The sequence below is a fragment of the Acidovorax sp. FHTAMBA genome, assembly GCF_038958875.1.
Classification (GTDB): Bacteria; Pseudomonadota; Gammaproteobacteria; order Burkholderiales; family Burkholderiaceae_C; genus Acidovorax.
This window is the reverse complement of the sequence record NZ_CP152407.1, coordinates 3,465,882-3,491,996: the sequence shown is the minus strand read 5'-3', so window position 1 is coordinate 3,491,996 and position 26,115 is coordinate 3,465,882. Positions and strand designations below refer to the sequence as shown.

At 64.0% G+C, this 26,115-nt stretch carries 30 protein-coding genes; 12 read left to right on the top strand and 18 right to left on the bottom strand.

The window, feature by feature from the left end; all coding sequences use genetic code 11:
- Window positions 1-10 precede the first annotated feature (10 nt).
- Window positions 11-1,060 (top strand): tRNA epoxyqueuosine(34) reductase QueG, encoded by a 1,050-nt coding sequence (gene queG, locus AAFF19_RS16350; RefSeq protein ID WP_342720568.1) that lies wholly within the window; start codon window positions 11-13, stop codon window positions 1,058-1,060.
- 96 nt (window positions 1,061-1,156) lie between these two features.
- Here the strand turns inward: queG and AAFF19_RS16345 are convergent, their stop codons facing one another.
- Window positions 1,157-1,834, bottom strand: a complete 678-nt coding sequence (locus tag AAFF19_RS16345; RefSeq protein ID WP_342720567.1) for a GDSL-type esterase/lipase family protein — start codon at window positions 1,832-1,834, stop codon at window positions 1,157-1,159.
- The gene (locus tag AAFF19_RS16340) at window positions 1,831-2,736 is read right to left on the bottom strand and encodes an AEC family transporter (RefSeq protein WP_008906033.1); all 906 of its coding nucleotides are present in this window, start codon (window positions 2,734-2,736) and stop codon (window positions 1,831-1,833) included. The genes AAFF19_RS16345 and AAFF19_RS16340 overlap by 4 nt, the downstream gene beginning before the upstream one ends.
- Before the next feature lie 124 nt (window positions 2,737-2,860).
- Here AAFF19_RS16340 and AAFF19_RS16335 point away from each other — a divergent pair, with 124 nt between their 5' ends.
- Both AAFF19_RS16335 and xerD read left to right on the top strand, forming a co-directional pair.
- Complete coding sequence (locus AAFF19_RS16335; protein ID WP_342720565.1) at window positions 2,861-3,826, top strand: tripartite tricarboxylate transporter substrate binding protein BugE; 966 nt, start codon at window positions 2,861-2,863, stop codon at window positions 3,824-3,826.
- Window positions 3,827-3,899: 73 nt separating this feature from the next.
- Window positions 3,900-4,799, top strand: a complete 900-nt coding sequence (xerD, locus tag AAFF19_RS16330; RefSeq protein WP_008906031.1) for a site-specific tyrosine recombinase XerD — start codon at window positions 3,900-3,902, stop codon at window positions 4,797-4,799.
- 28 nt (window positions 4,800-4,827) lie between these two features.
- Here xerD and AAFF19_RS16325 read toward each other — a convergent pair whose 3' ends face one another.
- The 3 genes from AAFF19_RS16325 to AAFF19_RS16315 form a co-directional block, all read right to left on the bottom strand.
- The gene (locus AAFF19_RS16325) at window positions 4,828-6,108 is read right to left on the bottom strand and encodes an HDOD domain-containing protein (RefSeq protein ID WP_342720564.1); all 1,281 of its coding nucleotides are present in this window, start codon (window positions 6,106-6,108) and stop codon (window positions 4,828-4,830) included.
- Window positions 6,109-6,213: 105 nt separating this feature from the next.
- A complete protein-coding gene (locus AAFF19_RS16320; RefSeq protein WP_034695002.1) occupies window positions 6,214-7,479 on the bottom strand; it encodes an HDOD domain-containing protein in 1,266 nt (421 codons plus the stop codon).
- Between the two features lie 93 nt (window positions 7,480-7,572).
- Window positions 7,573-8,376 (bottom strand): ferritin-like domain-containing protein, encoded by an 804-nt coding sequence (locus AAFF19_RS16315; protein WP_008906028.1) that lies wholly within the window; start codon window positions 8,374-8,376, stop codon window positions 7,573-7,575.
- 83 nt (window positions 8,377-8,459) lie between these two features.
- Here AAFF19_RS16315 and AAFF19_RS16310 point away from each other — a divergent pair, with 83 nt between their 5' ends.
- Window positions 8,460-8,984 (top strand): gamma carbonic anhydrase family protein, encoded by a 525-nt coding sequence (locus AAFF19_RS16310; RefSeq protein ID WP_008906027.1) that lies wholly within the window; start codon window positions 8,460-8,462, stop codon window positions 8,982-8,984.
- Window positions 8,985-9,010: 26 nt separating this feature from the next.
- On the top strand, window positions 9,011-10,003 hold the full coding sequence (locus AAFF19_RS16305; RefSeq protein ID WP_182119808.1) for an Hsp33 family molecular chaperone HslO: 993 nt from the start codon (window positions 9,011-9,013) through the stop codon (window positions 10,001-10,003).
- Between the two features lie 22 nt (window positions 10,004-10,025).
- Here AAFF19_RS16305 and AAFF19_RS16300 read toward each other — a convergent pair whose 3' ends face one another.
- The 6 genes from AAFF19_RS16300 to AAFF19_RS16275 form a co-directional block, all read right to left on the bottom strand.
- Window positions 10,026-10,511: a hypothetical protein gene (locus AAFF19_RS16300; protein ID WP_246330931.1), complete on the bottom strand. Its 486-nt coding sequence runs from the start codon at window positions 10,509-10,511 to the stop codon at window positions 10,026-10,028.
- A 22-nt stretch (window positions 10,512-10,533) separates the two neighbouring features.
- On the bottom strand, window positions 10,534-10,812 hold the full coding sequence (gene ftsB, locus AAFF19_RS16295; RefSeq protein WP_182119806.1) for a cell division protein FtsB: 279 nt from the start codon (window positions 10,810-10,812) through the stop codon (window positions 10,534-10,536).
- A 143-nt stretch (window positions 10,813-10,955) separates the two neighbouring features.
- Window positions 10,956-12,242, bottom strand: coding sequence for a phosphopyruvate hydratase (gene eno, locus AAFF19_RS16290; protein ID WP_008906023.1), 1,287 nt, complete (start codon window positions 12,240-12,242; stop codon window positions 10,956-10,958).
- Between the two features lie 99 nt (window positions 12,243-12,341).
- The gene (locus AAFF19_RS16285; protein WP_005795233.1) at window positions 12,342-12,632 is read right to left on the bottom strand and encodes a DUF1330 domain-containing protein; all 291 of its coding nucleotides are present in this window, start codon (window positions 12,630-12,632) and stop codon (window positions 12,342-12,344) included.
- A gap of 4 nt (window positions 12,633-12,636) precedes the next feature.
- Window positions 12,637-13,494, bottom strand: a complete 858-nt coding sequence (gene kdsA, locus AAFF19_RS16280) for a 3-deoxy-8-phosphooctulonate synthase (protein ID WP_008906022.1) — start codon at window positions 13,492-13,494, stop codon at window positions 12,637-12,639.
- Window positions 13,495-13,505: 11 nt separating this feature from the next.
- A complete protein-coding gene (locus tag AAFF19_RS16275) occupies window positions 13,506-15,164 on the bottom strand; it encodes a CTP synthase (protein ID WP_008906021.1) in 1,659 nt (552 codons plus the stop codon).
- 114 nt (window positions 15,165-15,278) lie between these two features.
- On the opposite strand from AAFF19_RS16275, the gene coaBC reads away from it, so the two are divergent.
- The 4 genes from coaBC to AAFF19_RS16255 all read left to right on the top strand — a co-directional run bounded on the left by coaBC (window position 15,279) and on the right by AAFF19_RS16255 (window position 18,145).
- Complete coding sequence (coaBC, locus tag AAFF19_RS16270) at window positions 15,279-16,502, top strand: bifunctional phosphopantothenoylcysteine decarboxylase/phosphopantothenate--cysteine ligase CoaBC (RefSeq protein WP_182119803.1); 1,224 nt, start codon at window positions 15,279-15,281, stop codon at window positions 16,500-16,502.
- Between the two features lie 228 nt (window positions 16,503-16,730).
- Entirely contained in the window at window positions 16,731-17,003 is a 273-nt protein-coding gene (locus tag AAFF19_RS16265; protein WP_050813884.1) for a hypothetical protein, read from the top strand.
- Entirely contained in the window at window positions 17,000-17,446 is a 447-nt protein-coding gene (gene dut, locus AAFF19_RS16260; protein ID WP_182119802.1) for a dUTP diphosphatase, read from the top strand. Before AAFF19_RS16265 ends, dut begins: the two co-directional genes overlap by 4 nt.
- 192 nt (window positions 17,447-17,638) lie before the next feature.
- On the top strand, window positions 17,639-18,145 hold the full coding sequence (locus tag AAFF19_RS16255) for a glycine zipper 2TM domain-containing protein (RefSeq protein WP_182119801.1): 507 nt from the start codon (window positions 17,639-17,641) through the stop codon (window positions 18,143-18,145).
- A 56-nt stretch (window positions 18,146-18,201) separates the two neighbouring features.
- Here AAFF19_RS16255 and AAFF19_RS16250 read toward each other — a convergent pair whose 3' ends face one another.
- Complete coding sequence (locus AAFF19_RS16250) at window positions 18,202-18,726, bottom strand: hypothetical protein (RefSeq protein WP_008906016.1); 525 nt, start codon at window positions 18,724-18,726, stop codon at window positions 18,202-18,204.
- Between the two features lie 53 nt (window positions 18,727-18,779).
- On the opposite strand from AAFF19_RS16250, the gene AAFF19_RS16245 reads away from it, so the two are divergent.
- The 3 genes from AAFF19_RS16245 to AAFF19_RS16235 all read left to right on the top strand — a co-directional run bounded on the left by AAFF19_RS16245 (window position 18,780) and on the right by AAFF19_RS16235 (window position 20,920).
- Entirely contained in the window at window positions 18,780-19,904 is a 1,125-nt protein-coding gene (locus tag AAFF19_RS16245; RefSeq protein ID WP_342720563.1) for a cupin domain-containing protein, read from the top strand.
- A gap of 25 nt (window positions 19,905-19,929) precedes the next feature.
- A complete protein-coding gene (locus tag AAFF19_RS16240; RefSeq protein WP_342720562.1) occupies window positions 19,930-20,451 on the top strand; it encodes a hypothetical protein in 522 nt (173 codons plus the stop codon).
- Between the two features lie 202 nt (window positions 20,452-20,653).
- A complete protein-coding gene (locus tag AAFF19_RS16235) occupies window positions 20,654-20,920 on the top strand; it encodes a hypothetical protein (RefSeq protein WP_085942599.1) in 267 nt (88 codons plus the stop codon).
- 142 nt (window positions 20,921-21,062) lie between these two features.
- Here the strand turns inward: AAFF19_RS16235 and AAFF19_RS16230 are convergent, their stop codons facing one another.
- The 6 genes from AAFF19_RS16230 to AAFF19_RS16205 form a co-directional block, all read right to left on the bottom strand.
- Window positions 21,063-21,845 carry an MBL fold metallo-hydrolase gene (locus tag AAFF19_RS16230; protein ID WP_342720561.1) on the bottom strand — a complete coding sequence of 261 codons (783 nt, stop codon included), beginning with the start codon at window positions 21,843-21,845 and terminating at the stop codon, window positions 21,063-21,065.
- Between the two features lie 88 nt (window positions 21,846-21,933).
- Window positions 21,934-23,031 carry an outer membrane protein assembly factor BamC gene (gene bamC, locus AAFF19_RS16225; protein WP_008906011.1) on the bottom strand — a complete coding sequence of 366 codons (1,098 nt, stop codon included), beginning with the start codon at window positions 23,029-23,031 and terminating at the stop codon, window positions 21,934-21,936.
- Between the two features lie 45 nt (window positions 23,032-23,076).
- On the bottom strand, window positions 23,077-23,973 hold the full coding sequence (dapA, locus tag AAFF19_RS16220; protein ID WP_008906010.1) for a 4-hydroxy-tetrahydrodipicolinate synthase: 897 nt from the start codon (window positions 23,971-23,973) through the stop codon (window positions 23,077-23,079).
- Between the two features lie 30 nt (window positions 23,974-24,003).
- Window positions 24,004-24,558 (bottom strand): class I SAM-dependent methyltransferase, encoded by a 555-nt coding sequence (locus tag AAFF19_RS16215; protein ID WP_008906009.1) that lies wholly within the window; start codon window positions 24,556-24,558, stop codon window positions 24,004-24,006.
- A gap of 75 nt (window positions 24,559-24,633) precedes the next feature.
- Window positions 24,634-24,792: a hypothetical protein gene (locus AAFF19_RS16210; protein WP_008906008.1), complete on the bottom strand. Its 159-nt coding sequence runs from the start codon at window positions 24,790-24,792 to the stop codon at window positions 24,634-24,636.
- Window positions 24,793-24,822: 30 nt separating this feature from the next.
- The gene (locus tag AAFF19_RS16205; protein ID WP_008906007.1) at window positions 24,823-26,040 is read right to left on the bottom strand and encodes an MFS transporter; all 1,218 of its coding nucleotides are present in this window, start codon (window positions 26,038-26,040) and stop codon (window positions 24,823-24,825) included.
- Window positions 26,041-26,115 lie beyond the last annotated feature (75 nt).

Here is a 26,115-nt window from a genome sequence, read left to right as displayed (position 1 = left end):
CGTTCCTCAAATGCAGGAGTGGGCCCGCGAACTGGGATTTTCCCAAATCGGCGTGGCGGGGGTGGACTTGTCTGCGGCAGAGCCCGGGCTTGAGGCCTGGCTGGCGCAGGGGTTCCATGGTGACATGCATTACATGGCATCCCATGGGTTGAAGCGCGCACGCCCGGCCGAGCTGGTGCCCGGCACGGTGAGCGTGATCACCGCGCGCATGGATTACTTGCCGCGCGATACCGCCGTGGACGCGCCCGAAGGCTGGCAGGTGATGGAGCTCTCGCGCCTCGTCCGCCCGCAGGAAGGCATCGTCTCCGTCTATGCCCGGGGCCGGGACTACCACAAGGTGCTGCGCGCGCGCCTGCAAAAACTGAGCGACCGCATTGCCGAGGCGATTGGCCCGTTTGGCCACCGCGTGTTCACCGACTCGGCCCCCGTGCTGGAGGCCGAGCTGGCTGCACGCAGTGGCCAGGGGTGGCGCGGCAAACACACGCTGGTGCTCAGCCGCGAGGCGGGGTCGATGTTCTTTCTGGGCGAAATCTATGTGGACATGGCCCTGCCCGAAAGCGAGCCCGTCACCGCGCACTGCGGCAGTTGCAGTGCCTGCATCGACATCTGCCCCACGCAGGCCATCATTGCGCCGCACCGGCTGGATGCGCGGCGTTGCATCTCGTACCTGACCATCGAGCACGCCGGGCCCATTCCGCTGGAACTGCGGCCGCTGATGGGCAACCGCATCTATGGCTGCGACGACTGCCAGCTGATCTGCCCCTGGAACAAGTTCGCCCAGGTCAGCCGCCTGCCGGATTTTGACGAGCGCAAGGGCCTGGCGGGTCAGCAACTGGTGCATCTGTTTGCGTGGGACGAGCCGACCTTTTTGCGCATGACCGAGGGTGGCCCCATCCGCCGCATCGGGCACGAGCGCTGGCTGCGCAATGTGGCTGTGTCGCTGGGCAATGCGCTGCGGGCGACGGGCGACGAGGCGGTGCGTGCGGCATTGCAGTCCCGCGCCGACGACCCCAGCGAGCTGGTGCGCGAGCATGTCGCCTGGGCGCTGGATTTTGAATGAAATTGGCCACCAGCGCTTGATGGATAAGCGCGAACAGCTATCAAAATAAGAGCATTGGTACCGCTTTGCTGCGGCGTGTTGCTTTGGCTCTTGCGGCTACCGCGCCAGCCAACCTGTGTCTTTGAGGGTCAACACCAGCCCCTGGGTGAATTCTTCATACCCCGCCGCATTGGCATGGATCTGGTCCGCCCGCAGCCGCTCCTGCCCCAGTACACCTGACCAGCCTTTGCGGTGCAGCGGCACTTTCAGCTCGCTGGCGATTTCCTCGTACATGGCGTGGTCGCTCAGGCGGCCTACTGCGGCCAACATCGTCAGCTCGGGCACGGCCACCAGCAGCACCTGTGCGCCGCTGGCCTGTGCATCAGCGCAGATCTGGCGGATGTTGCTGCGGGTTGTGGCAGTGCTCTGGCGGCGCAAAAAGTCGTTGCCGCCAATGCTCACGATCACCAGCGCGGGGGTGTACTTCTTCAGCAACCCTGGCAACCGTGCCAGCGCCTGGGCAGAGGTGTCGCCCGAGATGCCGCCGTTGACTACTTTCCAGCCTGTCAGGCGTGCCAGCACGGCCGGGTAGGCGGTGTCGGCCGAGGCACCCACGCCCGATGTCAGCGAGTCGCCCAGGGCCAGCACGGTGGCATCGGGCGACAACGATTGCGCGCGCGGGGTTTTGCGCCCGCAGCCCACCTGCTCCACCAGCGCCAGTGCCCCCAGGCTTGCCATCAACGTGCGGCGGCTCGTCACAGCGTCCGAACCCAGGGCTCTGCGGGAATCGGTCATCGGAGAAACCCCAGCGCAAACGGCAGGCTGACCATGCCCAGCAAGGTGGATAGGGTGACCAGCCCGGCCACATACGGCCCGTTGTAGCCCATGCGCGCCGCCAGCACATAGCAGGTAGATGCGGTGGGCAGGGCCGAGAAGGCCAGAAGCACCGTCGTCTGCACCGGGTTCAGCCCGAACAGCCGTGCCATCGCAAACGCCAGCAGTGGCTGCACCAGGTGCCGGATGGACAACACCGCCACGCTCAGCGCCTTGCCGCGCGAGAGCAGGCCAAACTGCAGGCCTGCGCCGGCTGCCATCAGGCCGAGGGCCAGCGATGCGGCGCTGATGCGGCTGACTGTGGGGCTGGCCCATTCAGGGATCTGAAACCCCAGCAAATTGGCGATCAAACCCGATCCCGTGGCGATGATGAGCGGGTTGCGCATCAGCTCCCGTGCAAAGCTGTGCTGCCCGTGCCGCGCCATGGGCCACACGGCCGCCACGTTGAACAGCGGCACACACACGCCGATCAGCACGGCGATCATCAGCAGGCCTTCTGCGCCCGCCAGGCGCTCGGCAATGGCCAGGCCAATGAACGAGTTGAAGCGGAACGCCACCTGCGCGCTGGCCGCATGGTCGCGCGCGTCGATGTGTTTGCCCAGCCAGGGCCAGTGCGGCAGGCTGTAGGCCACCGCAATGCCTGAAACGCCCATGGCCAACCCCGCCGCAATGAGGCCCGACGCAGCGCCGATGTCCACGGGGCTCTTGACGATGGACTGGAACAGCAGTACCGGGAACAGCAGGTAGTACACCAGGCTCTCCACGGGCTGCCACACCGAGCGGTTGAGGGCGGTGTACCGGCAGATCAGGTAACCGCAGAGGATGAGGGAGAAATCCGGGATCAGGAGCTGGGCGTAATTCACGCTCCGAGAATACTTGATGCAAGGCAGGGTCTTGGGGTTAGCCCTTATGTGGAATCCGCAGGTTGATGGCGGGCGTGTTGCGCATACCATCAGCGCTGTCTGTTACCTCACGAAGGAGAACTCCATGCATCGTCGTCAATGGCTTGCGCTGTCCGTACTGGCCGCCGCAGCAGGTACCGCAGCCGCCCAGGGCTACCCCAACAAGGTGATCAAGCTGCAGGTGCCGTTTGCACCCGGTGGCACCACCGACATCATTGCGCGCGTGATCGCCGACCCGCTGGGCAAGGCCCTCGGCCAGAGCGTGATCGTGGAGAACAAGGCCGGTGGCGGCGGCATTGTGGGTGCGGCGGAAACGGCACGCTCGGCACCCGACGGCTACACGCTGGGCGTGGCCACCGTGTCCACCACGGCCGCCAACCCCGCCATCAACCCCAAGACCCCGTACAACCCGCTGACGGATTTCACGCCCATCATCAACATTGCGGCCACGCCCAACCTGATTGCCGTGAACCCCAGCTTCCCCGCCAAGGACTACAAGTCGTTTGTGGTCGAAGTGCAGAAGAACCCCGGCAAGTATTCGTATGCATCGTCGGGCACGGGCGGCATCGGCCACCTGCAGATGGAGCTGTACAAGAGCCTGTCCAACACCTTCGTCACGCACATCCCCTACCGCGGTGCGGGCCCTGCACTGAACGACACTGTGGCCGGCCAGGTGCCGATCATCTTTGACAACATCCCATCGGCGCTGCCCTTTATCAAGGACAACCGCCTGGTCGCCATTGCCGTGGCAGCCCCCCAGCGCGTGGCCGCACTGCCCAATGTGCCCACCTTCAAGGAACTGGGCCTGGAGCCCGTGAACCGCATGGCGTACTACGGCATCCTGGGGCCCAAGGGCCTGCCCAAGGACATCGTGGACAAGATCAACGCCGCCGTGCGCACCGCTTTGCAAGACCCGGCGGTGAAAAAGCGCATTGAAGACACCGGCTCGATCGTGGTGGGCAACACCCCCGAGCAGTTTGCCGAACAGATCAAGGCCGAATTCGCGGTGTACAAGGATGTGGTCGCCAAGCAGAAGCTGACGCTGGAATAAGCCGGCGCGGCTTTGTTGCCACACCAAGCCGCCCGTTGCCACGGGCGGTTTTTTTACGTGCTATCGTTTTTGCATGCTCCCCACCAGCCTGACCGCCATTGACACCTTTGTGGACGCCCTGTGGCTGGAGGACGGCCTGTCGCGCAACACGCTGGCCGCTTACCGGCGCGATCTCACGCTGTATGCACAGTGGCTGGCAGGCCAGCAGCCGCCGCTGGCGCTGGATGACACAGCCGAGCACCATCTTCAGGGGTACTTTGCCGCCCGGCACGCGCAGACCCGTGCCACGTCTGCCAACCGGCGCCTGACGGTGCTGCGCCGCTACTTTCACTGGGCGGTGCGCGAGCGGCGCATGGCGGCCGACCCCACAGTGCGCCTGCAGGCCGCGCGCCAGCCGCTGCGCGTGCCCAAGACACTGTCCCAGGCGCAGGTGGAGGCACTGCTGAACGCACCCGACCTGGGCAACCCGCTGGGCCTGCGCGACCGCACGATGCTGGAGCTGATGTACGCCAGCGGGCTGCGCGTGACGGAGCTGGTCACGCTCAAGACCTTCCAGCTGGGGTTGAACGAAGGCGTGCTGCGAGTGATGGGCAAGGGTAGCAAGGAGCGGCTGGTGCCTTTTGGCGAGGAAGCCCGCCAGTGGCTGGAGCGCTACCTTCAGGAAGCGCGGGGCACGATCCTGGGCGGCCAGCAGACCGATGACCTCTTTGTGACGCAGCGCGGTAGCGGCATGACGCGCGTGATGTTCTGGGTCATTGTGAAGAAATGGGCGCAGGTGGCGGGCATCACCGTGCCGCTGTCGCCCCATACGCTGCGGCATGCCTTTGCCACACACCTGCTCAACCATGGCGCTGACCTGCGGGTGGTGCAGCTGCTGCTGGGGCACGCCGATATTTCCACCACCACCATCTATACCCATGTGGCGCGGGAGCGGCTCAAGTCGCTGCATGCGCAGCACCATCCGCGGGGTTGACCCTGGCCGGGCCAACGCCCGGCGCGCGTCACTCTTCGTTCAGGCTTTCCGCCCAGGTCAGCGCCTGCAGATGGGCCCAGTTGACCTGGCGGTTGGACAGATGCAGCGCGTCAGCCGCCCTGGCAAAGGCCACCTCATCGCCGCTTTCGCACGCAATGGTGAGCTCCAGAAAAGGCGCAAACACCCCGGTACCACGCAGCAGTGCATCCATCACGGGCTCGGGCAGCGCCACCGATTCCAGCGCTTTTTCAATGGGAACACCCAGCATGGTGTCGAGCAGCGAGAAGACGCCCACCACAAAAGCGTTGTCGCATTCTTCGGGCGGCAGCAGCTCGGCGGCGAGCAGCTCCATCAGGCGGCCACGCACCACGGCGGTCTGGCCCACGGCCGGTGGGGCACCGCCCGCGCGGGATGTGGTCATGAGCAAGGCTGCCCAGCGGAACAGCTTTTTGAGGCCCAGGATCATCACCGCATGGCGGAACGAGGTGATCTCGCACGACAGGCCAAAACCCGACGAGTTGATGAAGCGCAGCAGGTTGAAAGACAGGGTGGGGTCTTTCTTGAGCAGTTCTTCAATTTCAGCCGTGGTCGCCTGTTTGCGCACCAGGTTGATGAGCTGGATGATGGTGGCCTGCGAGGGGCGGATGGTGGTGGCCTTCACCAGCGACGGCTTGGCGAACCAGTAGCCCTGGAACAGCTTGACCCCCAGCCCGCGCATCAGCTCGTACTGCTCGGCGGTTTCCACCTTTTCGGCCACCAGCGTGGCCTTGCTGTGGGTGGTGGAGAACTTCACCAGCGGCCCTGCCAGTTCGGGCTTGAAGGCCTGCATGTCCAGCTTGATGAAGGACGCGAGCGGCAGCCAGCTGGTGTAGGCGCGCTTGAGGGCCTGCTGGTCGAACGCCAGGCGAAAACCGCGTGCGCGCAGTGCTTCCAGGGTGGGGATACGGCCTTCGATCTGCTCGGTGGTGGCGCCTTCGGGCAGGGGGGGGACTTCCAGTACCACCTTCTCGGGGTGGATCAGCTCCAGGTGGCCGCCCGAGAGGCTGTCGTGCGTGCAGTTGATGAACACCGTTTTCTTGCCCACCAGCGCTTCCGTGCCGGCGTACGACAGTGCATTGAACAGCAGGGCGGCATCACTGGCAGCGGTGTGCGCATCAGAGGCCGTGGAGCGGTCAAACAGCTCATAGCCATAGACAGCGCGGGATTCATCCACGATGGCCTGGCGCGCAATGATTGCGATGTTCTCGTCTACGGGTTCAACCGCTGGCGCTGCAGCTTCGGGGGCGTCTTGTTCAGGTGTGCTCGACATGGGTCTGCTGTGATGAAGGGCGGGGCTCGCACTTGATTCTAGACCGGCACGCTCCGCCCGCACAGGAATCCCTGCGCATCGCCCTGCATCGCAGGCAGACGGGTGTCAGTCGCCGAGCTGGTCTGCCCAGGCCAGCGCCTGCAGGTGGGCCAGGTTGATCTGCTGGCTGGACAGGTGCAGCAGCCCTGCCGTGCGGTTGAACACCACATCGTCGCTGGACTCGCAGGCCTCGGCCAGTGTCAGCAGGTCGCCCAGAAAGCCCTCTCGGCGCAGCAGCGCTGCAGCCACCGGCTCGGGCACGTTGAGCAGGCCCAGCGCCGATTCCATGGGCATCGAGAGCATGACGTCCAGCAGCGAGAAAATGCCGACGACAAAGGCCTGGTCGGCCTCTTCGGGGGGCAGCGTTTCCAGCGCCAGCAGTTCCATCAGGCGGCCCCGCACCACGGCCGTCTGCCCCACGGACGACGGCGTGCCACTGGTGCGCGAAGCGGTCAGCAGCAGGGCGGCCCAGCGGAAAAGCTTTTTCAGCCCCATCAGCATGACGGCCTGGCGGAAGGATGACACCTCGCGCGAGAGCCCGAAGCCGGCAGAATTGATCAGGCGCATCAGGTTGAATGCCAGGCCAGCGTCTTTCTTGAGCGTTTCTTCGATGTCGTCGGTGCTGGCCTGTTTGCGCACCTGGTTGATGAGTTCGATGATGCTGGCCTGCGAGGGCGTGAGCAGCTTGGCCTCAACGAGGGCTGGGCGCGCGAACCAGTAGCCCTGGAACATCTGCACGCCCTGGCTGGAGACCATGTCGTACTGCTGGGCGGTTTCCACCTTTTCGGCGATCAGTTCAGCCTGCGAATGGCGCCCCGCATAGCTGATGAGCACGGCGAGCTGGTCGGGGGCCAGCACCGACAGGTCCAGCTTGATGTAGTCGGCCAGCGGCAGCCAGGGCGCATAGGCCGACTCCAGCACAGTGTGGTTGAACGCCAGGTGAAAGCCGCGATCGCGCAGCTCCGTGAGGATGGGCAGTCGCGTGGCCACCTCTTCACTGGCCGCATGGCCCAGCGGCGGGATCTCCAGCACCACCTTGTCAGGGTCTACCAGTTCCAGGTGCCCGCCCGAGAGGCTCTCGTGGGTGCAGTTGACGAAGATGAGCTTCTTGCCCACCAGCTCTTCGGTGCCCGCATGCGACAGCGCCGTGAAGACCAGGATCACATCGGTGGCGGCCGTGTGCGCCGCGCCGCTGCGCGAGCGGTTGAACAGTTCGTAGCCCACCACCACCTGTTGCGCGTTGACGATGGCCTGCCGCGCGATCATGGCGACCGAGGTCTGGTTGTCGGTGGCAGGTGCAGAAGAAGTGCCGGGGGCGGTGTTTGTGCTCATGGAGGGAGTATCGAAGAAACAGGGGCCGGTGTCAGTGCCGGGCTGGCGCGGCGGATTGTAGGAGCGGCGGCAATGCGCCATGTAACCAGAATTTCACAGCTGCTGGAGCCAGCGCAGTTCGTTGTCGGTGAAGCCGGCCTTTTTGCGGGCCGTTTCGTTGAACGGGGGTTTGAGGCGCGGGGCCTCGTATTGCGCCACCAGCGTGGCGTAGTGGGTCTCGGGGTCCAGCCCCGCCCGTTCACAGAGCCAGCGATACCAGTGGTTGCCAATCGCCACATGACCCACCTCGTCGCGCAGGATGGTGTCCAGAATGGCCACGGCCGCGAGTGCGTCGGGCGTGCCCACCTGGCGCAGCTTGGCCTGGATCTGGGGCGTGGCGTCCAGCCCCCGGGCCTCCAGGGTCCGGGGCACCAGCGCCATGCGGGCAAGGATGTCGTGCCCAGTCTTCTCGCACATGGTCCACAGGCCCTGGTGGGCCGGGAAGTCGCCGTAGTCATGGCCCTGGCTGCGCAGGTGGTCGCGCAGCAGCCTGAAATGGCCGGCCTCCTCGGCCGCCACCAGCATCCAGTCGAGGTAGTAACGCTGCGGCATGCCGCCAAAGCGCCAGACGGCATCCAGCGCCAGGTTGATGGCATTGAACTCGATGTGCGCGATGGCGTGAATCAGCACGGCGCGCCCCTCGGGCGTGGCGGGCGAGCGCCGGGCCATGTCGGTATGACGCCGAAGCTCGGGGCGCGCAGGGCGGCCTGGCAGGTCGTGGGCGTCGCCGGGGATTGGGTGCGTGTCGTTTGCTATTGAAAGCGTAGCTGCTTGCGCATGCAGGGCAAGCGCTGCGGCCGCTTTTTGTTCAGGGTCTGAAAGGCACAAGACCTGCAGTGCACGTTGGCGAAGCTCCATCCTTACAATTCTAGGGGCGCTGTAACGCCTGGCAGCTTCTGTGGCCTTGCGCGCGCTGGCCTTTTCTTTTTCTGGAGTGGTGCATGGCAATTTATGAACTCGATGGCGTGGCGCCGCAGGTGGCCGCATCGGCCTGGGTGGCAGACAGCGCGCAGGTGATGGGCAACGTGGTGCTGGGCGAAGACGCCAGCGTCTGGTTTGGCACCGTGGTGCGCGGCGACACCGAGAGCATCACCATTGGCGCGGGCTCCAACATCCAGGACGCCACTGTGCTGCACGCCGACTTCGGAAAACCCCTGGTGGTGGGCGAGCGCGTGACGGTGGGCCACCAGGTCATGCTGCATGGCTGCACGATTGGCGACGAATCGCTGATCGGCATTGGCGCCGTGGTGCTCAACGGGGCGAAGATCGGCAAGCATTGCCTGGTGGGCGCCGGTGCGCTGGTCACCGAGGGCAAGGAGTTTCCCGATGGCTCCATGATCATTGGCAGCCCCGCCAAGGCGGTGCGCGAACTGACGCCCGAGCAGATCGAAGGGCTGCGCCAGAGCGCCCTGCACTACATGGACAACGCGCGACGTTTTCGAAACGGCCTGCGCAAAATCGGCTGATTGCCGACATTTTCTGGAACCCCTGCGTGTCTGAACTTCACAAGTTTCTTTTTGATGGCCTTCCCGTGCGCGGCATGATCGTGCGCCTGACCGATGCCTGGACGGAAATCCTGCGCGTGCGTGCAGGCAATTCCGCCACGGGCGCGTATCCCGCACCGGTGAGCGAGCTGCTGGGCGAGATGGCGGCGGCGGGTGTGTTGATGCAGTCCAACATCAAGTTCAACGGTGCGCTGGTGCTGCAGGTGTTTGGCGATGGCCCGGTCAAGCTGGCCGTGGCCGAGGTGCAGTCCGACCTGAGCCTGCGCGCCACGGCCACCATCAACGGCGACGTGCCCGACGGCGCGCGCCTGAGCCAGATGGTGAATGTGGGCGGCGGCGGCCGCTGCGCGATCACGCTGGATCCCAAGGACCGCCACCCTGGCCAGCAGCCCTACCAGGGCGTGGTACCGCTGCACGGCAACCACCACGAGAAGCTGGACCGCCTGTCCGACGTGCTGCAGCACTACATGCTGCAGTCCGAGCAGCTCGACACCATCCTGGTGCTGGGCGCCAACGAGCAGGTGGCGGCGGGACTGTTGATCCAGCGCATGCCCATCAAGGGTGAAGGCAACCTGGCCGCAGGGCTCTCGCACCGCGAGAGCGAAGACCAGATCGGCCACAACGAGGACTACAACCGCATCGCCCACCTGGCCGCCAGCCTGACGCGCGAGGAGTTGCTGACGCTGGACGTGGACACCATCCTGCGCCGCCTGTTCTGGGAGGAAAAGCTGCTGCGCTTTGAGCCCCAGCAAGGCGCCAGCGGACCGCGTTTTGCCTGCACCTGCAGCCGCGAGCGGGTGAGCAACATGCTGCGCAACCTGGGCGCGGAAGAAGCCGAGAGCATCCTCGCCGAGCGCGAGGACATCGAGGTGGGCTGCGAGTTCTGCGGCCAGCAGTACCGGTTTGATGCAGTGGACGCCGCGCAGATTTTTGTCTCGCCCGCTGTCAGCCAGCCGCCCGGGCCCACGGGCATCCAGTAATCCGCCAGATTTGGCACGGCCCTCAGGGTTGCTGTGCTTCTCGCTGGGCGACAAGCGAGGTGAACAGGCGGTGCTCGCATTGAGGGTCGCTGCATTTCTCGCAGTTCCAGTCGCGCAACCGGGGCTTTCGGGTGGCATTTTTTGATTCAAAACTGCCTCTGGCGCTTGCTGGATAAGCGCCAATAGCTATCTTATTGATAGCGTTCAGCGCGTTCTCGATCCGCCGTTCACCTTGGCCATAGACCACTTGGTAACGCAGCCCGGCCTGGGCCAGCGCAGCCCGAAGCCGGGCGTCCGCGGCTTCGCGGTCGGGTTGCTGCGCGGGCGGGCAGGGCAGGTCCAGCCCCATCAGCAGCGTGAGGGCAGCCGCCGTGCAGTCGTCCGCGGTCGTCGTGCAGACAAGGCGCGCAGCGCCTCGTGCCAACCGCTGTTGCAAATCGTGTGCGAGGGCTGCGGCCCCGGTGCCGGGTGCGCCGATCAGGGCAATGGTCGGCGGCGGCGCAGACACGGGGTGCACAAAAAACCGCGCCTCAGCGCGGTGTGAACTGCACGTAGATCTCGTTGGGCTTGACCATGCCCAGTTCGCTGCGTGCTTTTTCTTCCACCATGTCCAGGCCTTCCTTGAGGTCGTGCACCTCGGACGCCAGGCGCTCGTTGGCCTGGCGGGCCTGGTCGTTTGCGGCCTTCTGCACATCAATCTGCCGCTGCATCTCGTTGACACGCGGCACGCTGCCACGCCCCAGCCAGAGCTGGGCGTGCAGCCCTACCAGCAGTGCCAGCAGAACCACGGTGACGATGCGTGAGACCAAGGGTCAACCTTTACTGTTGCAACGATGTTTCGCCGCCGGGCCGCCCCAAGGCGCTCTGAACCGCTTGGCGGTCAGCCCCAAAAGGGAAACGTGGCCCCTTGGGGGGGCAGGGAGCCACACGCAGTGGGCGACCGTGGGGGGCATTACTTCAGGTTATAGAACGCAGCGCGGCCGGGGTACTGGGCAATTTCGCCCAGGTCTTCCTCGATGCGCAGCAGCTGGTTGTACTTGGCGATGCGGTCCGAACGGCTCAAGCTGCCGGTCTTGATCTGTCCCGCGTTGGTGCCCACGGCGATGTCGGCAATCGTGCTGTCTTCGGTTTCGCCCGAGCGGTGCGAGATCACGGCGGTGTAGCCGGCGCGCTTGGCCATCTCGATGGCGGCGAACGTTTCGGTCAGCGTACCGATCTGGTTGATCTTGATCAGGATGGAGTTGGCGATCTTCTTGTCGATGCCTTCCTTGAGGATCTTGGTGTTGGTCACGAACAGGTCGTCGCCCACCAGCTGCACCTTGTCGCCCAGGCGTTCGGTCAGGTGCTTCCAGCCGTCCCAGTCGCCTTCGTGCATGCCGTCTTCGATGCTGATGATGGGGTACTTGTCCACCCAGGTGGCCAGCATGTCGGTCCACTGCTCGGCGCTGAGCTTGATGCCGCCTTCGCCTTCCAGCACGTACTTGCCGTCCTTGTAGAACTCGCTGGCGGCGCAGTCCAGGCCCAGGGCGATCTGCTCGCCGGCGGTGTAGCCCGCAGCGTCGATGGCCTGCAGGATGAGCTGGATGGCGGCTTCGTGGTTTTCCACGGAAGGCGCGAACCCGCCTTCATCGCCCACGGCGGTGCTCATGCCCTTGTCGTGGATGATCTTCTTGAGGGCGTGGAACACCTCGGCGCCCCAGCGAACGGCTTCGCGGAATGTGGGCGCGCCCACGGGGATGATCATGAACTCCTGCAGGTCCAGGCTGTTGTTGGCGTGTGCGCCGCCGTTGATCACGTTCATCATGGGCACGGGCAACTGCACGCTGCCCATGCCACCCAGGTAGCGGTACAGGGGCAGGCCGGATTCTTCAGCCGCTGCGCGGGCCACGGCCATCGACACGGCCAGCATGGCGTTGGCGCCCAGGCGGCTCTTGTTCTCGGTGCCATCGAGGTCGATCAGGGTCTTGTCCAGAAAACCCTGTTCCGACGCATCCAGGCCCAGCACGGCTTCAGAGATTTCGGTGTTGATGGTTTCCACGGCCTTGAGCACGCCCTTGCCCAGGTAACGGCTCTTGTCGCCGTCGCGCATTTCAATGGCTTCGCGGCTGCCGGTGGATGCGCCCGACGGCACAGCGGCCCGGCCCATCACGCCCGATTCGAGCAGCACGTCGCACTCGACAGTGGGGTTGCCGCGGCTGTCCAGAATCTCGCGACCGACGATGTCAACGATAGCACTCATGGTTTTCCTTTTGCAGAAGTTTCAAATCAAATCGGGCTCCAGCGCTTGATGGATAAGCGCTGGCAGCTATCAATTAAAGAGCGAATCGGGTGTGTGCGCTCAGACGCCTTCGACGCACACCATGCGCATGATGGCGGCGCCTTCGCGGGCTGCCTTGGCCTTTTGGTACTCGGGCGTGTCGTAGAAAGCGCGGGCGGCTTCAAAGCTCGGAAACTTGAGAATCACGGTGCGGCCGGGGTTCCAGTCGCCTTCCAGCACCTCGACCTTGCCGCCGCGCACGCACACTTCAGCGCCGTGGGCCTGCATGGCCAGGGTGCTCCATTTGCGGTACTCCTCGTACTGCGTGGGGTTGGTGACGGTGACGGATGCGATGACGTAACCACTGCTCATGTCTTCAGGCTCCAAAGTTGTTTTCGAGGAATCCACTTTTCTTGGTGACGTCGTCCAGCGCCACCAGCGTTTCAAGCAATGCCTTCATGTGCTTGAGCGGCACGGCGTTGGGGCCGTCCGACCAGGCTTCGGCGGGGCGGGGGTGGGTTTCCATGAACAGGCCCGCCACGCCCACGGCCACGCCGGCGCGCGCAAGCACCGGCACCATGTCGCGCGCACCACCGCTCACGGCGCCCAGGCCACCGGGCTTTTGCACCGAGTGGGTCACGTCGAACACCACGGGCGCGCCGGAGTTGCGCATCTCGGCCAGGCTGGTCATGTCGGCCACCAGGTTGTTGTAGCCAAAGCTCACGCCTCGCTCGCAGGCGAGGAACCGGTCTTCTGACAGGCCGACTTCGGCTGCGGCGGCGCGGGCCTTGTCGATGACGTTCTTCATGTCCCAGGGTGCAAGAAACTGGCCCTTCTTGATGTTCACCGGCTTGCCCGATTGCGCCACAGCGCGGATGAAATCTGTCTGGCGGCACAGGAACGCAGGCGTTTGCAGAACGTCCACCACGCTGGCCACCTCGGCCACGTGCGAGGTGTCGTGTACATCGGTCAGGATGGGCAGCTGCAGCTGGCGACGCACTTCATCGAGGATCTTCAAACCGGCGTCGATGCCGACACCGCGCTTGCTGGTGCCCGACGACCGGTTGGCCTTGTCGAACGAGCCCTTGTAGATCAGCGGAATGCCCAGCGGCGCGCAGGCATCCTTGAGCTGGCCTGCGACGTCCAGCGACATCTCCAGGCCTTCGATGGAGCAGGTGCCTGCGATCAAAAAGAAGCGCTGGTCCAGGCCAACATTGAATCCGCACAGCTGCATCGTGACTCCCCTCAGGCTTTCTTCGTGGCTTGCTGGTGTTCCACGGCGGCCTTGATGAAGGCGTTGAACAGCGGGTGGCCGTTCCAGGGCGTGGACTTGAACTCGGGGTGGAACTGCACGCCGATGTACCAGGGGTGCACGCTGTGCGGCAATTCCACGATCTCGGTGAGTTCTTCGCGTTGCGTCAGCGCCGAGATCACCAGGCCCGCCTTGCGCAGCTCGTCGAGGTAGTTCACGTTGGCTTCGTAGCGGTGGCGGTGGCGTTCGGTCACCACGTCGCCGTAGATGCTGTGGGCCAGTGTGTCCTTGGCCACGTCCGAGCTTTGTGCGCCCAGTCGCATGGTGCCGCCGAGGTCCGAGTTTTCGTCGCGCGTCTTGATGGTGCCGTCGGCATCCTTCCACTCGGTGATCAGCGCGATCACGGGGTGGGGCGTGGTGGGGTCGAACTCGGTGCTGTTGGCTTTGGCCAGGCCCGCCACGTGGCGTGCATATTCAATGGTGGCCACCTGCATGCCCAGGCAGATGCCCAGGTAGGGCACCTTGTGTTCGCGGGCAAACTGGGCGGTGCAGATCTTGCCTTCCACACCGCGGCTGCCGAAGCCGCCGGGCACCAGAATGGCGTCGTACCTGGCGAGCTTGTCGGCAGCATTGGCACTGTCGATGGTTTCTGAGTCCAGGTGCTCGATCTTCACGCGCACATGGTTCTTCATCCCCGCGTGGCGCAGCGCTTCGTTCACCGATTTGTAGCTGTCCGAAAGATCGACGTATTTGCCGACCATGGCAATGGTGACTTCGCCCTGCGGGTGCTCGGTTTCGTGCACGAGCTCGTCCCAGCGCTTAAGGCTGGTGGGCGGTGTATTCAGGCGCAGCTTGTCGCAGATCAGGCCGTCGAGGCCTTGCTCGTGCAGCATGCGGGGCACCTTGTAGATGGTGTCCACGTCCCACATGCTGATCACGCCCCATTCGGGCACGTTGGTGAACAGCGAAATCTTTTCGCGCTCTTCTTCCGGCACCGGCTTTTGCGCGCGGCACAGCAGCGCGTCGGGCTGGATGCCGATCTTGCGCAGCTCCTGCACGGTGTGCTGGGTAGGCTTGGTCTTGAGCTCGCCTGCCGTGGCAATCCAGGGCAGGTAGGTGAGGTGCACAAAGGCCGAGTTGTTGGGGCCCAGCTTGAGGCTCAACTGGCGCACGGCTTCGAGGAACGGCAGCGATTCGATGTCGCCCACGGTTCCGCCCACCTCGCAGATGGCCACGTCCACCGCGTCATCGGTGCCGATGCCCGCACCGCGCTTGATGTATTCCTGGATTTCGTTGGTGACGTGGGGAATGACCTGAACGGTCTTGCCCAGGTAGTCGCCACGGCGCTCTTTCTCCAGCACCGACTGGTAAATCTTGCCGGTGGTGAAGTTGTTGGACTTCCTCATGCGCGTTTCAATGAAACGCTCGTAGTGGCCCAGGTCGAGATCGGTTTCTGCGCCGTCGTCGGTCACAAAGACCTCGCCGTGCTGAAACGGCGACATGGTGCCGGGGTCTACGTTGATGTAGGGGTCAAGCTTGATGAGGGTGACTTTGAGGCCCCGCGATTCGAGGATCGCGGCAAGGGAGGCTGAGGCGATTCCCTTACCGAGGGAAGACACCACACCGCCGGTGACGAAGACAAATTTGGTCATGTCTGAAGGGGGCCTCTCGCGAGAGGTCTCCTGGTGGTGGGAAATTGGGATTATAGATGGCACCCCGGCAATACCCCCGGCGGCAAGGGTACCCCCGTCTGCTAAATTCGCCCCATGAATGAGCTTGCTGGCAAACACATTGTTCTGGGTCTGAGTGGGGGCGTGGCTTGCTACAAGGCAGCCGATCTGTGCCGCCAGCTCATCAAGGAGGGCGCCACCGTGCAAGTGGTGATGACCGAGTCGGCTGAACAATTCATCACGCCTGTCACCATGCAGGCGCTGTCGGGCCGCACGGTGTATGGATCGCAATGGGACGCCCGCGAGCCCAACAACATGCCCCACATCAACCTGAGCCGCGAGGCAGATGCCATCCTGATTGCGCCCTGCAGCGCGGACTTTATTGCGCGTCTGGTGCAGGGCCGGGCGGACGAGTTGCTCAGCCTGATGTGTCTGGCCCGCCCCGCAGAGCAAGTGCCGTTGCTGTTGGCCCCCGCCATGAACCGCGAAATGTGGGCACACCCCGCCACCCGGCGCAACTTGAACCAGGTGGCGCAGGATGGTGCGGTGGTGCTGGGCGTAGGCAACGGTGACCAGGCCTGTGGCGAGACGGGCGACGGCCGCATGCTGGAGCCCGAGGAACTGCTGGAGGAGCTGATTGCGTTCTTTGCGCCCAAGGTTCTGGCCGGGCGCAAGGTGCTGGTGACGGCAGGCCCTACGTTTGAGGCAATCGACCCCGTGCGTGGCATTACCAACCTGTCGAGCGGAAAAATGGGCTTTGCCATTGCCCGCGCGGCCCGCGAAGCCGGGGCTGATGTCACGCTGGTCGCCGGGCCCGTGCATGTACCGACCCCGCGCGGTGTGCGCCGCGTGAATGTGCAGTCTGCGCGGGACATGCTGGCCGCGGTGGAGCGGCATGTGCAATCGGCATCGGTGTTCATCGCCACTGCGGCCGTGGCGGACTGGCGGCCCGCGCGCGAGTCGACTCAAAAGATAAAAAAGGAAGGCTCGGGTGACACCCCGAGCCTTGAATTTGTTGAAAACCCGGACATCCTTGCCACGGTCGCGAAGTCACCCTACGCGCTGGAAGGCGATCTTTTCTGTGTAGGTTTTGCGGCAGAGAGCCATGATCTGCTGGCCCATGCCACCGCCAAGCGTGCGCGCAAAGGTGTGCCGCTGCTGGTGGGCAATATCGGCCCTGCCACCTTTGGCCAGGATGACAACGCCCTGCTGCTGGTGGATGCCCAGGGCCACCGGGAGCTTCCCCGGGCGTCCAAGCGGGTGCTTGCGCAGCAGCTTGTGCAGGACATTGCGACACGCCTGCCGCCTGCGGCACGGTGACGGCTACTAACGGGAGGTCGTATGAGAACTGGCTCCACCAAGCCTGAATGGGACACCCCGCCAGACGGCGATTTTGCGCGCTATGTGGAGCAGCTGACCGCCTCTGTGCCACCAGCGAAGACCCCACCGTCGTCCTATGCCTCGCCTGCGGCTAGTCCGAAGCAGCCTGGTGCAAGGGTCGCCCGCCCTGTGGCACCGGGTGTTCCGCCCGATCTGGCCCAGGTTCTGATGCCACTGTTCGGCGTGCTGCGTGCTGTACGTATGCTGCTGGTGGTGCTGCTGGCATTGCATGGCGCGGCGCTTTTTTTGCTGGGGCAGGGCTCGTTGCCGGGATTGGTGGTGATGGGGGTTCTGTGGTGGGCGCTTGGCTGGTTGATGCAGGCAGCTCCTGGAGCCCTATCATCTGAAAGCGGTGCGTCCACACCAGCACTGGGGCCGCTGCAGGAGCGTCTGCGGCAGGTCGCGCAGCAACGCACAACAGGAAAGAAGAAACTGCCGTGAAGATTGATGTGAAGATTCTGGATCCGCGCATGGCGGATCAGTTGCCCACCTATGCCACCCCGGGCAGCGCTGGCCTGGACCTGCGCGCCTGCCTGGATGCACCGCTGACCTTGCAGCCCAATGCATGGCAACTTGTCCCCACGGGCATCTCGTTGTACATCAAGGACCCGGGCTACGCGGCGCTGATCCTGCCGCGCTCCGGGCTGGGGCACAAGCACGGTATCGTGCTCGGCAATCTTGTCGGCCTGATTGACAGCGATTACCAGGGTCAGCTGATGGTGAGCGCCTGGAACCGCAGCAGCGTTGCGTTCACCCTGGAGCCCATGGAGCGGCTGGCCCAGTTGGTGATCGTTCCCGTGGTTCAGGCGCAGTTCAATGTGGTCACGGAATTTGCAGCCACAAAGCGGGGTGAGGGCGGCTACGGCTCCACCGGCAAAGCTTGAATCCACGTCTTGCCCGGTTTGGTCAGTTGCTTTGTAAGACGATGCTTACCTTTCGATGGGTTTGTTACTGACCAATGGGTTGCTCCTGCGTCTACGGACCAGGGGGCTGCAACGTTGTTCCAATCAAGCTATGCAAACAAGGCCAGACACTCCGTCGGCCGTGCGTAACCCCATGACTTTAGGAGCCTGGAAATGCTGAAATTCAAACGTTCTTTCGCCGTTGCTGGCGCTGTGGTTCTCGTGAGCGCTCTGGCGGCATGTGGCCACAACCGCTCCGCCCCTTCCGCGCCGTATTCCGGCGGCTACTCGGGCGGTTACCAGACGGCACCCGCTTACCCCAACAGCCCAGCCGGCACAGAATACGGCCGCGTTTCCAACATCGAGGTACTGCAAGGCCGGTCACAGGGTCAGACTTCCGGTGCAGGTGCCGTGATCGGCGCGGTGGTCGGAGGGGTGTTGGGGAACCAGATTGGCAAAGGCTCGGGCCGGGCCGCTGCCACAGGCGTGGGCATTGTGGGTGGTGCTGTAGCCGGCAATGCCATCGAGGGCCGCAACAGCAGCCAGGATTACGCCCAAGGTTACCGCTTGTCGGTGCAGCTCGATCAGGGGGGCTATCGCGTTTATGACGTGAGCAGCCCCGGCGATTTGCGCATTGGCGACCGCGTCCGCCTGTACAACGGGCAGATTTCGCGTCTGTAAGGTCGAAGACAAAGCATGAATGAAGTCCTGGCATCCCGGGACTTCAGCAATTGCCTTCAGTGCAGCAGGTGGTTTCCGGGCGCTTGGGGTTGCACCCGGAAGAAGCCTGTTCCCGCGCTTTTGCGGCCTACTTCCTCTTCCGTCGCCTCTCTGACGCCCTGCACAGTCAGCTGAAGTCGCAGCGCAATCCCCGCCAGAGGGTGATTCCCGTCCAGAACAACATGCTCGGGATAGATCTCGGTGACGGTGTAGAGCCCCGTGCGTGGTGCATCGGGATTGCACCCTTGTGGCAGGGCGGCACCGTCAAAAGTCATCCCTTCCTCGGTCTCTGCGGGAAAGAGATTGCGAGGCTCCAGAAAAAGCAGTTGGTCATCAAAGTCTCCGAAGGCGTCTTCCGGCTCCAGATGCAGGGCGAGCGTGGCCCCGGGGCCGTGTCCTTGCAGGGCTTCTTCGATGCGTGGCAGAAGGTCGTCCCCGCCGACGAGAAACTCCACAGGCTCATCGAGGACGTCCAGCTCTTCGCCCAGCGTGTCCTTGAGTATCCAGGTCAGCGCGACTACACAGTGTTCGGTAATTTCCATAGGAGAATTGTCGCAGTTTGACCAACGGCTCCGAAAAGGGGCAATTCGTTCTCATGGATATCCAGCAACCCCTCGCCCTGCTCGGCGGCCTGACCCCCGCGCAGTTCATGCGCCGCCATTGGCAGAAAAAGCCGCTGCTGGTGCGCCAGGCGATTCCACAGTTTTCGCCTCCGGTGCTCCGATCAGAGCTGTTTGCGCTGGCCGCCCAGGAGGGCGTGGAATCGCGTCTGGTGCAGTTGGCCAAAGGGGCTTGGAAGCTGCGCCATGGTCCTTTTCAGCGGCGTGCGCTGCCTTCGCTGCAGCAGCCTGACTGGACCTTGCTGGTGCAGGGCGTGGATCTGCATGACGATGCCGTGCATGCGTTGATGCAACAGTTCCGGTTCGTGCCCGAGGCGCGACTGGACGATCTCATGATCAGCTACGCGTCCAACGGCGGCGGCGTCGGTCCACATTTCGACAGCTATGACGTTTTTCTGCTTCAGGCGCACGGGCGACGCCGCTGGCGCATTGGACGCCAGAAGGACCTCACGCTGCGCGACGGCATTCCGCTCAAGGTGCTTGCGCAGTTCGAACCAGAAGAGGAGTTCGTCCTCGAGCCCGGTGACATGCTGTATTTGCCGCCCCGCTACGCCCACGACGGCGTTGCCGAAGGCGAATGCATGACGTACTCGATTGGCTTCAGGGCACCGGCCCGGCAGGAGCTGGCGCAGGAGCTTTTGGTGCGGTTGGCAGAGGACGCTTCTGAACAGGAAGGTGCGCTGCTGTACCGCGACGCAAAACAGGAAGCAGTGTTTCAGCCCGCAGCCATTCCTTCGGGGTTACAGGATTTCGCGCGCGAGGCCCTGGCCCGAGCGCTGTCGCAGCCGCTGGTGTTGGAGCGCGCGCTGGGTGAATACCTGACCGAGCCCAAGCCCAGTGTATGGTTTGAAGCCGGAGATGTGGGCGTGATGCTGGAAGGCGTGCGCCTGGATCGCCGCAGCCGCATGATGTATGACACGCACCACGTGTTCATCAATGGCGAGAGCTACCGCGCTGCTGGCCGGGATGCAACACTGATGCGCCGTTTGGCAGATGAACGCCAGTTGACGGCGCGGGAGCTTGCACGGGCCAGTGACGATGCGCTGGAATTGTTGTCGAACTGGTGTGACGCAGGCTGGGCGCACGCCTGGGCAGGCTAGCCAGTGAAGACCGAGGAGCCACCTGATGACCGAGATTTCTGCCACTATCCCGCAGCCGCTCCCCGACTTGCCCTCTGGCCGTTTCAGTGGGCGGGAGGCGTTCCAGCAACTGGTTCGCGACGCAATTGCCACGGCCGCACGCGATCGGTGGAAGGAGATCGTCATCAGCGATGCGAATTTTCATGACTGGCCGCTGGGCGAACGCGCTGTGGTGGAGGCCCTCCAGGAATGGGCACACGGGAGTCGGCGGTTCACGATGCTGGCCTGCAGCTATGACGACGTGATTCGACGGCATGCCCGTTTTGTGCGGTGGCGGGGCACATGGGATCACATCCTCAATTGCCGCCGCAGCCCTGGCGCCGACCCGCTGGACATTCCCAGCGCTCTGTGGTCTCCGCAATGGGTGATGCAGCGGCTGGACCCTGAGCGGTGTGTGGGCGTGACGGGCAATGAACCCGATCGGAGGGTGTTGCTGCGCGAGACACTCAACGAGTGGGTTCGTGGCAAGAGCGCGCCTGGCTTTCCTGCTTCAACCCTGGGGCTTTGAGCCTCAATCGGCGTATTGCGCAGAGTCAAGCGGTCGTAAAGGATTCGTCAGTGTTAGTCAGTATTGACTAAATACCAATATAATCGGCGGCTGTGCCAAAAAGGTGCAACCCAAGCGCATTGTGCCAAAGCGTACCGGGGCTTCCCATAAGCCTTGCGCCGTGGCTTTTCAAGATTCTGTCTGTTCAACTAGGAAAATCGAAATGAAGAACTCTCTCGTTCTGGCCGCCCTGATCGCTGCTGCTGCACTCGCCGCCTGTGGCAAGAAGGAAGAACCCGCTCCTGCACCAGCGCCCGCTCCTGTCGAAGCACCCGCTCCAGCTCCAGAGCCAGCAGCTTCTGAAGCCGCTCCTGCCGCATCGGACGCAGCTGCAGCCGCCTCTGACGCAGCAGCTCCTGCTGCTGACGCTGCCAAGGCCGCTGCCGACGCAGCCGCAGCCGCAGCAACTGGCGCTTCCGAAGCCAAGTAATCCCGGCGTGCAGTGGTGGCAGGTTGCCAGACCTGCCGCTTTTGCCCAAAAGCTCCGCTCGCAAGGCCGGAGCTTTTTGCTTTTTGGCGTGATGGTTTTTTCGGTAGCCTGTGAGTGACGGTCATTCGGGCTTTGCAACTGCTCAGCCCGTGACGGTCAGCCACGGTGTACCGGCTGTCGGACTGGCCACGGTGATGTCGTCGGGGCTGGTATCGAGGGCGCGGCCCAAGGCCTGCTGCGCGAGTGTGGCGGTGTTGTTGCGTGCGCTCAGATGAGCTGCCACCACGCATTGAAGGCGCGGGTGCCGGACCGCCCGCAGGATGCTGCCGGTCGCTTCGTTGGCCAGGTGTTCGTAGGGCCCGGCAACCCGGCGTTTGAGGAACAGTGGGTACCTGGAGGCGTCGAGCAGTGCGGGATCATGGTTGGCTTCAATCATGAGCGCATTGCAGCCTTTCAGTTGCTCCAGAACGTGATCGCTGGCGTGGCCCAGGTCGGTCAGTAAGCCCAGATGGGATGCACCGTCGGTAAATCGCAATTGCAGCGGTTCGCGGGCGTCGTGTGGCACCGTGAAGGGAACTGCGTTGAAGGCCCCCATGTCGATGGCGTGCATGTCATGCGCAACCTGAAGAAGGCCATCAAAATCCGGGGCTCCCAAGGCGGAGTAGGTGCCCTGGCTCATCCACACTGGAACACGGTAGCGCACGGCCAGTGCCTGCGCGCAGCCAATGTGGTCCGAGTGTTCGTGCGTGATGAAGATGCCATCGAGGTCGTCAGGTTGCAACTGTGCCTGTGCCAGACGAGCCTGAAGCTGCCGGATTCCGAATCCGCAATCGATGAGCAGACGCCGGGTCAGCGTGCCGCAGCGACCCTCCACCACCGTGGCGTTGCCTGTGCTGCCGCTGCCCAGGTTCTTGAAGCGCAGCATGAAGGTTCGAATGAAAGCGCGCCTTGGCAGCCGTCTGGGTCCCGGGGCGTGCGCCCTGGGACTACTGGCTGGGGGGCGGGCAGGCCGCTTATTTCAGGTCGTCGGCGATCACGCGCACGATGCGTTCCGCGTTGGCCGAGGATTCGGGTGCGCCAGCCTCATTGAGGACGGACACCGTGCTCGACTCGCCCTCGCTGCGCAACACGATGCGGTACTTCAGCGGGGGTGTGGAACTGGTCGTGTTGAACAATTTTCCGAAGAACCCTGGATCCTTCTTGTCGGCATTCGGCGCCACATAGCGGACGAAGTACGTGCCTTCGTTGCGGTTGCGGTCTTCCACCGTGAAACCGGTGCGGTCGAGCGCCAGGCCCAATCGGCGCCAGGCGCGGTCAAAGCCCTCGTCGAGCTGTACCACGGGTACGTTGTTGACGGTGGCCATGCGGGCCCCCTGAGCGCGCGATGCGGGCACAGCCACAACGGCCTTGGACTGTTCCTGGCTCACGCCCAGCTTGACCATCAGGCGGCGCAGGAATTCGGTCTCGAGTTCGACATCGGCGGGGCGGGGCTGCCAGACGGTGGTGTCCTGCACCTTGGTGGTGTAGACCTCCACCATGCCGCGGTGGGAAATGTAGATCTCGGTGCCGCCATTGGCGTTGCGCTCCAGGCGAGTGCGGAACTTGTCGCGTTCACCGGTGGAGTACACGGAATCGAGCAGCTTGCCCAGGGTGGCGCGGATGATGTCCTGCGGCAGCTTGGCACGGTTTTCGGCCCAATCGGTTTCCATGATGCCCACATTGGCATCGGCCTGCTCGAGGTTGAAGCCGTTTTCCTGCCAGAAGTCACGCACAGGCTCCCAGAGCTTGTCGGCGGGGCGGTTGACCACGAGCCAGCGCTGGTTGCCATCGCGCTCGATGCGGACATCGCCCAGCTGCAATGCAGCGGCATTGGCCGTGCCCGAGGGCTGCGCGGCCAGCCCCGCCTGCATGGCAGCCGCCGAAACGGTGCCGCCGGGGATGGCATAGCGCGAATCCCGTGACAACTGGGTGAGGTCTGGAGGCACTTCGAGCGTGGCGCCCTTGGCGGCGCTCTTGTAGTCGATCTTGTCGCCTTCCAGAAGGCTGGTGGAGCAGGCGGACAGGGCCATGGCAAGGGCCAGCAGGCTCAGGCGGGTGGTAGCAGCTTTCACGCGGAAATCCTTGGAGAGTGTCTCGGGGAGCGGGCGCAGCCCGGATTAGATCAGGCCGCTGGTGCGCAGCGCGGATTCGACCACAGCCTCGTTGCCGCTGGTCAGCGGCGTCATGGGCAGGCGCATGGAGCCGCCACACAAGCCCATGCGGGCCATGGCCCACTTCACGGGAATGGGGTTGGCTTCGACAAACAGGTGCTTGTGCACGGGCATCAACTTGAACTGGATTTCCATGGCGCGCCGCGCATCGCCTGCAAGGGCCGCCACACACAGTTCGTGCATCAGGCGGGGCGCCACGTTGGCCGTGACGCTGATGTTGCCGTGGCCGCCGCAGAGCATGAGGGCTACGGCCGTAGGGTCGTCGCCCGAATACACCGCGAAGTTCTTCGGCAGATCGCGAATGAGCCATTGCGCGCGCTCGATATTGCCCGTGGCTTCCTTGATGCCGATGACGCCAGGCACCTGGGCCAGGCGCAGCACGGTGTCGTGCTGCATGTCCGCCACCGAGCGGCCGGGCACGTTGTACAGCACGATGGGCAGGTCACCCGTCGCTTCGGCAATGGCCTTGAAATGCTGGTACTGGCCCTCTTGCGTGGGCTTGTTGTAGTAGGGCACCACCTGCAGCTGGCTGTCGGCCCCCACACCGCGGGCGAACTTGGCCAGCTCGATCGCTTCGGCGGTGGAGTTGGCGCCGCAGCCGGCCATGATGGGCACGCGCTTGGCGGCTTGCTCCACAGCCACGCGGATGATTTCGCAGTGTTCCTCGACATTGACCGTGGGCGACTCGCCCGTGGTGCCCACCACGCCGATGCAGTCGGTGCCTTCGGCGATGTGCCAGTCGATGAGTTTGCGCAGTGCCGGGTAGTCCACGCTACCGTCCTCGTGCATGGGAGTGACGAGGGCGACGATGCTGCCGGTAAGGGGGACGGAGGAAGAGGTCATGTCCGCAGGGGTAAACGGTAAAAGAGCATTCTAACTAGCCGACACGGGTAAAAGATGTCGTGAGGGTGCGCCGGAGGGCGGGAGTTCCCGCACCGCCGTGATGCGTTGCACAAATCGGGCGGGTTCGGGCAAAAAGCCGTCTTCGTAGGCCACCACCCGCAAACCCTCGCAAGCCCTGATCAGTTCACCGGGTTGCAGCAGAAACTCGGGCCGCGCGGGGCGCCCCACGGTTTCATTGCCGTGCGCGAAGGTTTCATAGATAAGCACACCACCGGGCGCCACGCTGCCTGCAATCACCGGTAGCAAGGGGCGCCACAGGTAGTTGGTCACCACCACGGCGCCAAACACGCGCCCGGCAAACGGCCAGGGGCCCGACTCGATGTCAGCGCAGACCATTTCGCCCAGACCCGCACAGGCGGCAAGGGCTTCTTCAGAGCGGTCCACACCCGCCACGCGCAGGCCCCGGGCGTGCAGATATCGCACATGGCGGCCCGCGCCACAGGCCACATCCAGGGCCGTGGTGCTGCCGGGGATCAGGTGAGCCCAACGTTGCACCCATTCGGAAGGGGCTTCGGTACCGTGCATTTTGCTATGTTAATGATAGCTTTAGGCGCTTTTTGGATAAGCGCTGGAGGCCAAAAAGACTAAAAATTCAGCGGCTTAGAAGCATGCCCAGACCTGGTCGGCAACCATCACCATGAAGTCTGGCACCGTGTACATGCCAAACACCGCAAGGCAGGCCAGCACCGCCACGGCCCAGCCAAGCCAGCGCAGCGCGGGCTTTGCCGACGTGGACCATGGGGAAGATGGTGGGTTCATGGTGGTCTTGGGATGCTGTGTGCAGCGATGTCAGGCCGGTTGCGGCGCATGGCGCTGGATGGGGCTTTCCTTGACGGGCAGGTTCACCAGGCCCGCAAACACTCCGAGCCCGATGGCGATGTACCAGACGATATCGTAGCTGCCGGTGGCGTCATACAGATAGCCTCCCAGCCACACGCCCAGGAAGCTCCCGATCTGGTGGCTGAAAAACACAAAACCGCCCAGCATGGACAAATGCTGCACGCCGAAAATCTGCGCCACGGTGGCGTTGGTGGGCGGAATGGTGGACAACCACAGCGTGCCCATCACCGCCGAGAACACATACACCGACAGCGGCGACAGCGGCACCAGCAAGAACACGCTGATGGCGACGGCCCGCGCAAAGTAGATAAAAGCCAGGATGAACCGCTTGGGCATGCGCTGGCCCAGCGTGCCCGCCACATACGTGCCCAGCACGTTGAACAGCCCGATCAGAGCCAGTGCATAGCTGGCCACCTGGGGCGACAGGCCATGGTCCTTGAGGTAGCTGGGCATGTGCACGCCGATGAAAACCACCTGAAACCCGCACACAAAATAGCCCGCCATGAGCAGGTTGAAACTGGGGTAGCGGAAGGCCTCGCCCAGCGCCTGCAGGATGGTTTGCTCACGTTTGACGGGCGCTGAGCCCTGGAACCCCGGCTCGCGCAGGCCAAAGGCCAGCGGCACAATGAGCAGCACCATGAGCGACAGTGCCAGCAGCGCCTGTTGCCAGCCCAGGCCTGCAATCAGCCAACCTTCTACCGGGACCATGAGAAACTGGCCAAAGGACCCTGCCGCAGCCGCCACACCCATGGCCCACGACCGGCGTTCCGGCGCAATCTGCCGCCCCAGCACCCCGTAGATCACCGCATAGGTGGTGCCCGCCTGCGCAGCGCCGATGAGTACGCCCGCCGTGAGCGCAAACAGCGTGGGCGTGGGTGACAGGGCCATCCCTGCCAGGCCCAGGCCGTACAGCACGGCCCCGCCGATCAGTACGCGGAAGGCGCCGAACCGGTCGGCCACCATGCCCGCAAAAATGCCGATCAGGCCCCAGGACAGGTTCTGGATGGCGATGGCCAGCGCAAACGACTGGCGCGTCCAGCCCATCTCCTGGGTGATCGGCAGCAGCCACAGGCCGAACCCATGGCGGATGCCCATCGACAGCGTCACGATGGCCGCACCGCAGGCCAGCACCTGGAACATGGACAGTTTCGGAGGATTGATATGCATACGCAGGAATGTAGCCAGATTGTGTGAAACGTGCTGATACACCGGGGACCAATACAGTCGGCAACAGGGGCAGGG